Origin of the sequence: Pseudomonas sp. SZ57, assembly GCF_009495975.1 — a bacterium.
Taxonomy (GTDB): domain Bacteria; phylum Pseudomonadota; class Gammaproteobacteria; order Pseudomonadales; family Pseudomonadaceae; genus Aquipseudomonas; species Aquipseudomonas syringae.
The window spans coordinates 207,113-221,070 of sequence record NZ_WIBD01000004.1; the positions used below are offsets into that span (position 1 = coordinate 207,113).

General features: G+C 61.4%; 8 protein-coding genes. 6 read left to right on the forward strand and 2 right to left on the reverse strand.

Features of this window, described 5'->3' with window-relative positions; translation table 11 throughout:
• Positions 1-51 precede the first annotated feature (51 nt).
• Positions 52-1,002, reverse strand: a complete 951-nt coding sequence (locus tag GE543_RS08115) for an AraC family transcriptional regulator (RefSeq protein WP_046271050.1) — start codon at positions 1,000-1,002, stop codon at positions 52-54.
• 331 nt (positions 1,003-1,333) lie between these two features.
• On the reverse strand, positions 1,334-2,968 hold the full coding sequence (locus GE543_RS08120) for a PvdJ/PvdD/PvdP-like protein (protein ID WP_153221167.1): 1,635 nt from the start codon (positions 2,966-2,968) through the stop codon (positions 1,334-1,336).
• Positions 2,969-3,150: 182 nt separating this feature from the next.
• Here GE543_RS08120 and pvdM point away from each other — a divergent pair, with 182 nt between their 5' ends.
• The 6 genes from pvdM to GE543_RS08150 all read left to right on the forward strand — a co-directional run bounded on the left by pvdM (position 3,151) and on the right by GE543_RS08150 (position 13,669).
• Complete coding sequence (gene pvdM, locus GE543_RS08125) at positions 3,151-4,545, forward strand: pyoverdine-tailoring dipeptidase-like protein PvdM (RefSeq protein ID WP_153221168.1); 1,395 nt, start codon at positions 3,151-3,153, stop codon at positions 4,543-4,545.
• Entirely contained in the window at positions 4,538-5,818 is a 1,281-nt protein-coding gene (locus tag GE543_RS08130; protein WP_153221169.1) for an aminotransferase class V-fold PLP-dependent enzyme, read from the forward strand. The genes pvdM and GE543_RS08130 overlap by 8 nt, the downstream gene beginning before the upstream one ends.
• 47 nt (positions 5,819-5,865) lie before the next feature.
• A complete protein-coding gene (locus GE543_RS08135) occupies positions 5,866-6,726 on the forward strand; it encodes a formylglycine-generating enzyme family protein (protein ID WP_024664125.1) in 861 nt (286 codons plus the stop codon).
• Between the two features lie 68 nt (positions 6,727-6,794).
• Entirely contained in the window at positions 6,795-8,471 is a 1,677-nt protein-coding gene (locus GE543_RS08140; RefSeq protein WP_153221170.1) for a cyclic peptide export ABC transporter, read from the forward strand.
• Between the two features lie 304 nt (positions 8,472-8,775).
• Positions 8,776-11,007 (forward strand): TonB-dependent siderophore receptor, encoded by a 2,232-nt coding sequence (locus GE543_RS08145; RefSeq protein WP_153221171.1) that lies wholly within the window; start codon positions 8,776-8,778, stop codon positions 11,005-11,007.
• Positions 11,008-11,257: 250 nt separating this feature from the next.
• Positions 11,258-13,669 carry a TonB-dependent siderophore receptor gene (locus tag GE543_RS08150; protein ID WP_153221172.1) on the forward strand — a complete coding sequence of 804 codons (2,412 nt, stop codon included), beginning with the start codon at positions 11,258-11,260 and terminating at the stop codon, positions 13,667-13,669.
• The last annotated feature ends 289 nt before the right edge of the window (positions 13,670-13,958 follow it).

The following is a 13,958-nucleotide window of genomic DNA, read 5'->3' on the forward strand; positions in this document are numbered from 1 at the left end:
GAGGGATGTCCACAAGGCGCTTTCAACTGATAAGGCGAGAGCAGAAGTTGCTCAGTTGAAAGTAGCCCGAACATGCGAGGGGCAAATACCGAACTGTGCCCGGTAGGCGCGACTGAAATGCGCTGCCGTGGTGAAACCGCACTGCCAGGCAACGTCCTGAACACTTGGCCGAAGCGTGCGGGTCGAACTGAGCAATTGCTGTGCGTGTTGCAGGCGGATATTCCAGACATCACGCATCACCGTCGTCTCCTGACTCCGGAACAAGCGTTGCAAGTGCTTGACTGAAACATGCACGGCACCGGCAATGGCCGCGCAGTCGAGTTCGGTGTCACTCAAACGCGTGTAAATGTAACGTCTGGCGCGCAACAGCACGACATCAGTGCTGCGCGAAACTGCCTTGTCGCCGGGGCCGCCCAGCATGGCGTCAATCAGCTCAAGCAATTGTCTGCCCATCAACTCGCGTATGACCAAGCCAGGGGCCGCCTGTTGCTGCGCGATGCAGTGGATCAGGTCACGGGCTGCGCGTATGTCTGCCGACTCCATGTCGGCAACCATCAGCCCCGGCAACGAATGCCTCAGGCCCCGATCGCGCAAACTGGACTTGGGAATGCGCAATACGGTCATTTGCCCATGCTGGGTAAACGACTCCTGAAAGGATTGCCCGGGATCGATGAAGAACATGCTGCCAGCCATGAAGCGATGTTGCTTTCCGGCTTCGTCGATATCGACATACCCGCCGGTCATAAGCTTCAGATAAAGCCATTCCCCCTGCCAGCAATCCCGTTCTTCTCCAACCGGGATCAATACCAGAGATTTCAGATCAGCCTGCGTGACACCGATAGCCCCCAGGCTCCAGCTTTGCGCTGTGGAGTTGCCTGACAGGGTTTTATCGAACTCACAGTAAAGCCCGTGATGTTCCAGCATGACCTCAGACCAGTTGCCACCGGCATCGGGGCCCAGATCAAAGTGAATGTTGTTCGCGTCAAAAATTCCGGGTGTCATGAAAGGTGTTCTCGAGGGCGCAAGCAAGGAAGGGATGAGAAACGGCCGAACATCCAGACAGCTTGCGACCTGGCGCCACCCTACGCCTTTTGTTCGAGAATCAGGGGGTCACTCATGAAATATCCGACAGAGCGGAGTGCGTTAGGCTCTGTACGAAAAGTCGGCGAGCGAAGGTCAGGCAAGGCAAAAACAGGCGAGGAACGGCCGGGGTCGCGTTCGACTCTACGGGTTGTAAATGAGCATTCCGATTGGACTCGCATCCGAGCCTGTTTTTAACGCAGCATCACCGAGCGCAGCCACTTTTCGTACAGAGCCTAGGAGCCAGCGCTGCTCAAAACCACCTGTCCGGCAACAGATTCCGTGCATACCAGGGCCGGCGCGGCACGCGGCGTAGCAAGTTGCTCAGTTTGTCATCGGCCGCAAAGGTGATGCGCAGCGCCAGCTTCATGACTTCCGGGTCCATTTCCATGGTCGTGCCCGCCGCCTGACCCGGTACGGTGCTGCAACCGTGGGTGTCCGGCCCCAGCCAGGGGTCGCTGACATTCACCCAGCGGCCTGGCGCAAACCACGGCACGCCGTTGACTTCCAGGCGCTTCACTTCGCCCGGATGAAAGCGCTCGTGGGCGCGGAACCAGTCCTCAATGCGGTCGTCGATCCAGCCATGGAACATCCAGAACACCGGGTTCACGTGCGATGAAAACGGGTCGGCGAGAAAGTCGTTTTCCGGCTCGAACCAGCGCTCGGCAAAATCATCCGAACGACGTGCCATCGGCACCGGCTGGCCGTTGGCCGGATCTCGGGCCACCGAGGCCCAGCGCATGTGCAGCCAGTCGTGCAGTTCCAGTTCGACCTGCGAACCAAACTGGCCCAGGGTCAGCTTCGACAAAAAACGCGGATCGCGATACTGCGATTCCCAGACCTGAAAATGCGTATGAAACGTCTCATGGCTTTTTATATCGCTGACCAGCTGGGTGTATTCCTCGTCGCCGTGCGCCAGCCAGTTGGGCGGCAGCGAACAACCGTCATGATTGTCGAAATAGCGGGCAAAGCCCAGCCGGTCGCGCTCCAGCTCAGGCTGCGGCAGCGGAAAACGCGGCCAGGACGGCAAGTCCTGAATCCTGCGTGCCTGGATCAGCATGTGCCGGTGCATATAAAAGAAGTCTTCACCCGAGCCGTTGCGGTCCTTGTGCGGGCCACGCGCATCGCGCTCATGATCACGCGGCCCCGGCTGCCAGCCGATGCCGCGCAATGCGTCACGCTTGTCTTCCGGCAACTTGTGCCATTTGTCTCGCGAGGCATGCCAGAGCTGATGGAACAGACGATGCTCCCTGGAAGCCAGCCAGGCCAGAAACGGCGGGCTCAGACCAACCCTTTCCCGCGCCTCTGGAAACACCTGTTTGATCGCGATCAGACGGTTGTCCAGTTCCGGCAGAGCCAGCGGCCGGTCCAGACGCTCAATACGCCCGCTCAAGGTGCCGCTGCCTGCGTTACCGAACGCGCCCCAGACTTCATCGAGGGTCAGGCTGAATTCGTAATCCGGGCTGTCGCTGTGCGGATCATTGCCGGCATGGCCGTCCATGACCCGCAGATAGAGTCTTGCGGCGTTGGCCGGTTGCAGATCGCCAATCACCCGAAAACGCGGCAGCGCATCGCCGCGCAATTGCTCGGCCGTGTCGATATAGCCGCGCAGACCGCGACCGCGCGGGGCAATATCGAGAAACATTTCCAGGCCTTCGAGCGGCGCACCGCTCAGCCCGGCATCGCGCCCCTCAAAGCGCAGAGTCCACACACCGCGCAGCTTGTCGGCCAGCCGCTGGGTGGCGGTATCGGCAGGCCCAGCCGTGGCTTCGCCCGGCGTTTCGGGCAGGTCGACCCGGGTGAGTTCCCGATGCGCGTAATACGCTGCCGGAACTGCCGCACCGGTCAGCGCCAGCCCCGCTATGAACCCTCGTCGAGAAATCGTCATTACCCTACCTGTTCCAGCCCCGAGACAGCCGTTATCCAAGCTAGAACGTAAACCCGGCAGACAAATTTAGCGCTGTACCCACATCCATGACCCCGCGCTAAATTTATCGGCGATCCGCTCGTTCTCCACCAGATAGCAACAGCCGTAGCAGGCTGCGCAACGGTTAACCACACGAGACGGAAATGACAAGACCGCGTTGGAAAAAAGCTCTCTTCATCGGCCTGCCGCTGGCCCTGGCCATTAGTGCAGGTACGGGCTTTCTGGCCTGGAATTACTGGTCGCCGGCAGGCTACCCGGTCAAGGTCATGCAACAGGCCGACGACCTGCAGGAGCGGATCATTTCCTTCGACAGCCACATCACCGTGCCGATGAAATTCGGCAGCGAGGGCAACGAAGCCGACAAGGACGGCTCGGGGCAGTTCGACCTGGTGAAAGCCGCGCGCGGACGCCTGTCCGGGGCTGCACTGACGGTATTCGGCTGGCCGGAAATCTGGAACGGCGACAACGCCCCGCATCGTCCGACACCCGGTTTCGTCGACGAAGCACGCCATCAGCAGGAAGTGCGTTACAAAATCATCACCGGCATGGTTCGAGATTTCCCCAATCAGGTCGGCATCGCCTACACCCCGGACGACATGCGCCGCCTGCACGGCGAAGGCAAGTTTGCGATCTTCATCAGCATGCTCAACGCCTACCCGCTGGGCAATGACCTGAGCCTGCTGGACCACTGGACCGCACGCGGCATGCGCATGTTCGGTTTCAGTTATGTCGGCAACAACAGCTGGGCCGATTCTTCACGTCCCCTGCCCTTTCTCAATGACACTCCCGACGCTCTGGGCGGCCTGTCGGAGATCGGCAGGCAGGCCGTGCAACGCCTCAACGACCTGGGCGTGATCATCGACGTGTCGCAGATGTCGAGCAAGGCGCTGCAACAGGTCAGCGAGCTGAGCCGCACGCCGATGGTCGCCTCGCACTCGGCGCCGCGTGCGCTGGTGGACATCCCGCGCAACCTCAGCGACGAGGAACTGCAGCTCATCAAGCGCAGCGGCGGTGTGGTGCAGATCGTCGCGTTTCCGGCCTATTTGAAACCGCTGAGCCAGAAAACCCAGGACAAGCTCAACGCGCTGCGCAAGGACTTCGACCTGCCACCGCTGCCGAACCTGGCCATGGCGCTGATGCCCGGCGACCCGATCATCACCGTCTGGCCGGAACAACGCTTCGGCGCCTATGCCAGCAAGCTGTACGCGATTCTCGAGGAGGAGCCCAAAGCCACGGTCAAGGACTTCGTCGACGCCATCGATTACACCGTCCGCAAAATCGGCATCGACCACGTCGGCATCAGCTCCGACTTCAACGATGGCGGCGGCGTGAAAGGCTTCAACAATGTCAGCGAAATCCGCAACGTGACGGCCGAACTGATCGAGCGCGGCTACGCCGAGGCGGATATCACCAAGCTGTGGGGCGGCAATTTCCTACGCGTCTGGGAGCAGGTTCAGGCTGCTGCTCGTCCGGATGTGAAGCACATGAATCTCTCAAACGCCGCTACCCGACCCTCAGGCGCAGACGCTCATGACTGATCGCAGAACCTTCCTCAAACAGGCCGGGCTGCTCGCGGCGGCCCTGCCCCTGGGCTCCGGTCTTGCAACGGCGGCCATGACGCCAGCCACTCAACCGGCCTCCACGGATAAATGGACGCGCCTGAAACAATTGTTCAATCAAGACCCGGACTACGTTCACCTCTCCAATTTTCTGGTCACCTCGCACCCTGCACCGGTTCGTCAGGCCATCGAACAGCATCGCGCGCATATCGACCGCAATCCCGGTCTGGCCATGGACTGGGACCTGGGAGAGACCGAGCGCCGCGAACACGAGGTTCGCGTCTGGGCCGGCAAGTACCTGAACGCCCAGCCCGGCCAAATCGCCCTGACCGGCAGCACCACTGAAGGCCTGGCAATCATCTACGGCGGTCTTCATGTGCGCCCAGATCAGGAGATTCTGACCACCGAACACGAGCACTCCTGCGTCCGCGACATCCTCAAATTCCGTCAGCAGCGCGACGGCACGCAAGTGCGCAAGATTCGCCTGTTCAAGGACCCGGCTACCGTCTCGGCCGATGAAATCATCGGCGCCATCGCGCGCAGCATCCAGCCGAAGACGCGGGTGTTGGGCATGACCTGGGTGCAGTCCGGCAGCGGCGTAAAACTGCCCATCGGTGCGATCGGCGATCTGGTCGAGGAACACAACCGCGACCGTGACGACCAGGACCGCATCCTCTACGTGGTCGACGGCGTGCATGGCTTTGGCGTCGAGAACCTCGATTTCCCGGAGATGAAGTGCGACTTCTATGTCGCCGGCACCCACAAGTGGCTGTTCGGACCACGCGGCACCGGCATCGTCTGCGCCCGTTCGGAACAGGTCAAGGACCTCACGCCGCTGATCCCGACATTCTCGGAAGCCACCGGTTTCAGCACGATCATGACGCCCGGTGGCTACCACTCGTTCGAACACCGCTGGGCGTTGAACGAGGCTTTCAAATTGCACCTGCAACTGGGCAAGGCCGATGTGCAGGCACGTATTCACCAGCTCAACGGTTACCTCAAACAGCGCCTCAAGGCCCAGCCCAATGTCGAGCTGGTGACGCCCATGGACCCTGCGCTGTCGGCGGGCTTCAGCTTCTTCCGGCTCAAGGGCCAGTCGTGCGACGACGTGGCGGCCTGGCTGATGAGGCAGCGCATGGTCGTTGACGCGGTGAGTCGCGACGTCGGCCCGGTGGTGCGCACCGCGCCGGGGCTGCTGAACAGCGAAGCCGAAATCGATCGTTTCATGACGCTGCTCGCCCGGCGCGCCTGACACAAATGCACCGATCACCTGTTTTCCGTTTTCCATCGAGACCCGTCATGAAAAAAACACTGCTGCCCCTGTCCGCCCTGCTCGGCCTTCTGCTCTGCGACAGCGCCTTGGCCGCCACGCCGGTACCCGCGCCCGGTAAGGTGTTCAAGGACTGCAAGGACTGCCCGGAAATGGTCGTGCTGCCTGCGGGCACCTTCACCATGGGTGCGCCCGAAGAGGAACTGGGTCGTCAGCCGGACGAAGGTCCTCTGCACGACGTGACCTTCGCCAAACCCTTCGCCATCAGCCGTTTTCAGGTGCTGAGCGGCGAGTGGAACGCTTACATCAAGAGCTCCGGCTACAAAATGCCGGACGGCGATACCCGACCAGGCCGCGAGTGCAAGGCCGGCACGCCGCGCTACCCGCTGAGCCCGCGTCAGCCTGCGGTGTGCATGGACTGGAACGAAGCCAAGGCGTATGTCGAATGGCTGTCGAAAAAGACCGGCAAGTCCTACCACATGGTCAGCGAAGCACAGCGTGAATACGCGGCACGCGGCGGCAGCAAGGGCTCTTTCCCGTTTCCTATGGACGAAGGCAAGCCCTACAGCATCGCCAAACACGCCAACACCTACGGCCCGGAAGACGGCTTCAGCTACACGGCACCCGCTGGCAGCTACAGCCCCAACGATTTCGGCATCTACGACGCCCACGGCAACGTCTACGAATGGACTGCCGATTGCGAAACCAGCAACTACAACGGCGCGCCCACCGATGGCAGCGCATGGCTGGCCGGTGATTGCACCTGGAAGATGATTCGCGGCAATGACTGGACCGAAGCGCCGATTTTCTCGCGCTCCGGCAACCGCAACAGTCGCCAGCCGGATGTACGGGGTGACTGGCTGGGCTTCCGGGTCGCCCGCGACCTCTGACGGACTTCATGCGCATCCGGGGCCTGAATCAGGCCGGGCCGCACTCACGGACACTGACGAGACACACCATGACCCGCACAACTGAAAGCCTCGCCCGGGAAACCCTGAGAATCCTCAAGCCATTCTGGTGGCTGGTGGCGCTATCGACCTTGCTGGGGATTGTCAGCGGCCTGAGCGTCACTGGCCTGCTGGCCACCATCAACAACGCGATGAACATGCCCGGCGGGCCGGACACGCAGACCGCGCTGCTGTTTGCTGGCCTGTGTGTGCTGACCCTGGCGTGCTCGACCCTGTCCAACCTGTCGACCAACTACGTTGGCCAGCGAGTCGTCGCCAACCTGCGCCGCGAGCTGGCGGCCAAGGTGCTGGTCGCGCCCATCGAGCAGCTGGAACGCTATCGCGCGCACCGCCTGATCCCGGTGCTGCTCAACGACGTCAACACCATCAGCACCTTTGCCCTGTCGGTCGCGCCGATGGTGATTTCGTTTACTGTCACACTAGGCTGCCTGGCCTATCTGGCCGTGCTGTCCTGGCAGATTCTGGCACTGACGGTGCTCACCGTGGTGCTCGGCACCGGCGCGCAATACCTGGCGCATGCGTTCGGCATGCGCAGCATTCTGGCCGCGCGCAACAGCGAAGACGAATTGCAGAAACACTATCAGGCGCTGTCCGCAGGCGCCAAGGAGCTGCGCATTCAGCGCAAACGTCGTCAGCACATGCTCGACGAAAAGATTCACGGGGCCACTGAACACATCTGCCGTTCGAACATTCGCGCTGCCAACATCTTCGTGAGCGCGGAAACCTTCGGTTCGATGCTGTTCTTTGCGGTGATCGGCATGGCCATTGCCTTTCAGGCGCTCTGGCCGACGACCGAAAAGACCGTACTGGGCGGCTTCGTGCTGGTGATGCTGTACATGAAAGGCCCGCTGGAACGCCTGATTACTGCCCTGCCCGGCATCAGCCGTGCGCAGATCGCCATGCGCCGCATTGCCGAGCTGTCATGGAAATTCTCCAGCCCCGAACCGCACCTGCTGGTCAGTGACCGCCCGACGTCGCTGGCCAGCATGCACACGCTGGAACTGCACAACCTGCGCTATGACTACCCGCCGGTCGAGGGCAGCGATGCCTTCCACCTCGGCCCGGTCGATTTGAGCATCAAACAGGGCGACATCGTGTTCATCGTCGGCGAGAACGGTTGTGGCAAGACCACGCTGATCAAGCTGCTGCTGGGCCTGTACACGCCGCAACAGGGCGAGATCCGCCTCAATGGCCAGGCCGTCAGCGCGGAAAACCTGGATGACTACCGCCAGCTGTTCACCACGATTTTCGCCGACTACTACCTGTTCGACGAGCCGTTGCAGGGTCAGGCCGCGCTGCCGCAGGACGCGGGCAAATACCTGGAGCGCCTGGACATCGCGCACAAGGTCAGGATCGAGAACGGGGCCTTCACCACCACCGATCTGTCGACCGGTCAGCGCAAGCGTCTGGCGCTGATCAATGCGTGGCTAGACGAGCGTCAGGTGCTGGTGTTCGACGAGTGGGCCGCCGATCAGGACCCGGCGTTCCGTCGCGTGTTCTACACCGAGCTGCTGCCGGAACTGAAGCAACAGGGCAAGACCATCATCGTGATCTCCCATGACGACCGCTATTTCTACGTCGCCGACCAGTTGGTGCGGATGCAGGCCGGGCAGATTCAGGTCGAACAGGTTCACAGCGAAACCCGCGACAAAACTATTCCGGCGTGATTCACCCACGCCTTGAACGCCCCGCCCGGTACGTCCGTGAGCGGGGCTTTTTTTGCCTGCGCACTCCGCGCCACGCTCAATTGCTAGCCAAACGCCATGTTTTTTAGTGAATTGTGAAAAAAACATTAAATAAACGTTATTCGCTTTCGTTCTCATTAACAGCGAATTGCGCGCCCAGCCATCTCTCGCGCAACGCCCCATAAAAAGTAGCTCACGCCTGCCCGGTCGACGGCTGGACCCGACTGCGCAGAACTGAACGACGCCCCCAATCTCCTTGCCGATACTCACTGGAAAGAGCCAATTCATGCACAACCCGTCACGACTCACCCCGCTCAGCAAAGCGTTGATGCTCAGTCAGATGTTCCGCTCCCGGCCATCCATGGCGGCCATGGGTCTTGCGCTGTGCATGCCGGTCGCCGGCCAGGCGCAGGAAACTGTCGCAGACGATTCGAACACGACGGGCACGGTCAATCTGGCCCCGACCGCAATCGACTCGCATTACCTGGGCACCAGCACCGACGGCACCGGTTCCTACACCACCGGCGCAGTGAGTATCGGCAAGGGTGCACCGCAATCGCTGCGCGAAACACCGCAATCGGTGAGCGTGGTGACTCGGCAAGTCATGGATGACAACAACCTCACCAGCCTCAGCGACGTGCTGGAAGACACTCCCGGTATCACCTTCCAGTACCGTAACTTCGGCGGTCACGTGTACACCTCGCGCGGCTTCTCGCTGCTGGCGGAGAGCTTCCTGGTCGACGGCATTGGCGGTCAGGGCTATCAGATCACCGGCTGGATGCAGCCGGACATGGCGATCTACGACCGTGTGGAAGTGCTGCGCGGCGCGTCAGGGCTGCTGGTCGGTGCCGGTCAGCCCGGCGGCGCGGTCAATCTGGTGCGCAAACGCCCGACCGCCGAGAACAAATTTTCGATCACCACCCGCGCCGGCTCCTGGGACCAGTACCGGGTCGACCTGGATGGCAGCGGCAAGCTCAACGATTCCGGCACCCTGCGCGGGCGCATGGTCGCGGCCTACGATGACAGCGGCTCCTACCTGGACGGTCGCGACAGCCGTACGCCGCTGCTGTACGGCATCGTCGAAGCCGACCTGAGCGATGACACCACCCTGACCATGAGCCTGCGTCGTCAGGAACAGGTCATCAACGGCTACTCGATCTATGGCCTGCCGCGCTACAGCAACGGCCAGTCGCTGGGCCTGTCGCGCTCGACCAACCTGGCGCAGAAGTGGAACCGCCATGAAAGCGACATGACCGAGGTGTTCACCGAAGTCGCGCATCGCTTCAATGAGGACTGGACCAGCCGGACGTCGTTGACCTATTCCCAGGGTGGCTTCGATCAGAACATTGCCTTCGCACGGGGCGCAGTGGATCCCGTGACGCTGGCGGGTTCCAACTTCCAGGGCACGCTGTTCCGCAAGGACGAGGTCGACAGCGTCGGTCTGAACAGCCAGCTGGAAGGCAATTTCAACGCGTTCGGCCTCGAACATCAGGTGACCCTGGGTGCCGACTGGTCGAAGCAGAACGCCAACACGCATCAGGCGACCGTGACCAGACGCACCGCAGTCAACGTTTTCGACGTCAACGAGAATGCGTTTGCCAAACCGGCCCGTCCCGCTTGGCAAAATGACATCGACACCACCGAAGAACGTGCGGGCCTGTACGCCAACACGCGTATTCACCTGAGCGAACCGTTGAGCGTAGTGCTGGGCACGCGCCTCAGCTGGTATGACTACAAGTACGACGTCAAAACCGGTGCGGCAAATAGTTACGAATCCAAGCAGACTCAGGAATTCACCCCGTTCGCCGGCCTGATCTATGACATCAACGACAGCTGGTCGTGGTACGCCAGCTATGCCGACATCTTCACGCCACAGGCCAACTACGTCACCGCTGGCGGCTCACCACTGGATCCGGCCATCGGTTCCAACTACGAAACCGGCTTCAAGGGCGAGCTGTTCGACAAGCGCATGAACCTGTCGATGGCGCTGTTCTATATCAAGCAGAAAGATGTGGCTGCCGTTGATGTGAACACCACTGAACTGTGCCCTACCAGCTCCGACGGCTCCTGCTACCTGCAGGACGGCATCAGCCGCAGCAAGGGCGTCGATGTCGAGGCCAGCGGTGAAGTGCTGCCGGGGCTGCAAGTGTTCGGCGGTTACACCTACAACATGCTGCGCAACAACGGCGACTCGGATGTGGCTTACGAAACGCCGAAACACATGCTGCGCCTCAACACCAGCTACAACCTGCCGGGTGCCTGGAACCGTCTGACCCTGGGCGCTGGAGTGTCGGCGGATTCGGGTTACGAAGTGCCGTCCAACAAAGAACTGGGCGTGGCCGGCCGAGCCATCTGGGATGCCAGGGCGTCGTGGAAACTGGACGAAAACTGGAAGGTGTCACTCAACGCCGAAAACCTGTTCGACCGCAAGTACTACACCACCTCGATCGCCACCGACCGCTCCAACGTCTACGGCGAACCGCGCAGCTACGTCCTGACCTTGCGGGGGGATTTCTGATCTAAGCTCAGCGTTATGAAAATCCCTGTGGGAGCGAGCTTGCTCGCGAAGGCAATGGTTCAAACGCCCTGATTTCCGGGACTGGACAGGCCTCTTCGCGAGCAAGCGAAGCGTTGATCGCGCGGCGCGGCACCATCGTGCCCATGCCCCGCGCGGAGCGGCTTCGGTTCGTGATACAGCGCTCTGCACGCGACCGGGCTGCCGCAAATGCATTATCCTTCGCCATTGATCTCAACGAGCCATCCCTCCCATGCAAACATCCTCCAGCCGTCTGCGCACAGGCCGCGTGAAAACGCTCGGCCTGCGTCTGGGCGGTGTGGGGTTGTTGCTGGTGTTGAGTGTTCAGGGACAGGCACTGGCAGAGGAATTCGAGTTCGATATCCCGGCCCAGACCCTGAGCAGTGCCCTGAAGGAATTGGGCCGCCAGTGCGATCTGCAAATCCTCTATAACCCCGACGACCTGAACGGCAAGCTCAGCAGCCCGGTGCATGGCAGGCTGACGCCCGAACAGGCAGTGGCCGACCTGCTGAAAAAAGCCAACGTAGCGCACAGTCTTGAAGACAACACCCTGACCCTTGGCGCGGCTGCCTCCGCACACACCATGAACCTGGGGCCGGTGGCGATCAAGGGCGACTCGTTCGGCATCACCACCGAGGGCAGCGGCTCGTATGCGGCCACTGGCGTGGGTATCAACAAGACCGCTCAGTCGCTGCGCGAAACGCCGCAGTCGGTCACCGTCATGACCCGCCAGGTGATGGACGACAAAAACCTCACCGGCCTCGACGAAGTGATGGCCCAAACGCCCGGCATCACCTTTTCTCAACGTAACTTCGGCTCTCATGTCTTCAGCTCTCGAGGCTTCGCGCTGGAGGACGAGAGTTACATCATCGATGGCGTGGCTGGTCAGGGTTACAGCGTGACCGGCTGGATGACCCCGGACATGGAAATCTACGACCGCGTCGAAGTGCTGCGCGGCGCGGCCGGTCTGCTGATCGGCGCGGGCAACCCCGGTGGTGCGGTCAATCTGGTCCGCAAGCGCCCGACCGCCCTGCCGCAGTTCTCGATTACCACGCGCGCAGGCAGTTGGGACAACTACCGGGTCGATCTGGATGGCAGCAGCAAACTCAACGATTCAGGCAGCGTCCGCGGGCGTTTTGTAACGTCCTATGAAGACCGCGGCTATTTCACCGATGGTCTGCAGAAAACCGCGCCGTTGCTCTACGGCATCCTGGAAACCGACCTGAGCGAAGACACCACCCTGACCCTGGGCGTGCGCCATCAGAACGCGGACACCCAAGGCTTTTCGATCTTCGGTCTGCCCCGCTACAGTAACGGCAAGGCCATCGACCTGCCGCGCTCCACGTCGTTGGCCCAGGATTGGAACCGCCACCAGACCCGCACCGACGAAGTGTTCAGCGAGCTGGAAACCCGCTTTGACGAGAACTGGAGCGGCACACTGTCGGCAACCCACTCCGATGGCGCTTTCGATCAGAAGGTGGCCTACGCACAGGGCGCTATTGATCCAGCGACGCAGAGCGGTTCCCGACTGGTCAGAACCCTGTTCCGCTCGGACGATATCCATAGCAATGGCATCGACGCGCACCTGGACGGCCGGTTCGACGCCTTTGGCCTGACTCACCAGTTGACCGTCGGCGGTAATGGGTCCGAGCAGAAACGCGAGTCGCGCTATGCCACAGTCAACGCCAATCAGCCGCTGGCTATCTTCAGCCCCGACCACGATGCGATTGCCGAGCCTACGCGCCCGGCCTGGAGCAGCACGGACTACAGCGACAAGCGCTATGGCGTCTACAGCAACCTGCGCCTGAGCCTGACAGAATCGTTGAGCCTGGTGATGGGTGGCCGGGTCAGCAGCTATGACTATCAGACCACGTCCGCAGGCGTAAACCGTCGCGCGCAGGAGGACAATCAGGTCACGCCGTTTGCGGGGGTTATCTACGACCTCACCCGGGACTGGTCGTGGTACGCCAGTTACACGGATATTTTTCTGCCGCAAAGCGCCTATCGAACCGCGTCAGGCACGCTGCTTGATCCGGCCATCGGCGCCAGCCATGAAACCGGCATCAAGGGCGAGCTGCTCGACAAACGTCTGAACCTGTCACTGGCGCTGTTCTATGTGAAGCAGAAGGACGTGGCCGTCGAAGATGATGCCAATGCGGGTCAGTGCCTGAGCAATGATGCCTATGGGACCTGCTACCTGAACGGTGACATCCGGCGCAGCAAGGGCATCGACATGGAAGTCAGCGGCGAGCCGTTACCGGGGTTGCAGACTTTGGCCGGGTACACGTTCAACATCACCCGCGGCAGTGACGGGCAATCGATTTCAGCAGAAACACCCCGGCATATGCTGCGCCTGACCACCAGCTACACCCCGCCCGGCGCCTGGCGTCGGTTGAGCGTCGGCGGCGGAGTGTCGGCGCAGAGCGGCTACTCGGAACACGAGTCGACCCAACCCATCGATAACGCTGGCCGGGCCGTCTGGGATGCCCGGGTCGCGTGGAAAATCGACGAACACTGGTCGGTGGCGCTCAACGGCAACAACCTGCTGGATCGCAAATACTACAAGGCCACCGGCGACATCGACCGCGGTAACTACTACGGCGACCCGCGCAACTACGTCCTGACCCTGCGCGGAGATTTTTAAGCGACACTCGCGCCGCGCACTCAAGAGCGGACGCAGAGCGTCCAGAAAGGCATGCCCACGCTGGAGTGAACTGACTCCAAAAAGTCGGACGGTTGACTATCGTTCCCATGCTCCGCGTGGGAATGCAGTTCGTGACGCTCTGCGTCACACAGCGGCTTTTCTTTGTCAGGTGCATTTGGGTTCGGCTCAGGTCACCTTTTCGCCCCTCGGCGACCTACTTTGATGGGGCCAAAGTAGGCAAAACCCGCAGCTCCGTTTCCGGCCCGACTTCGTCGGGTTCCTTCGCCCT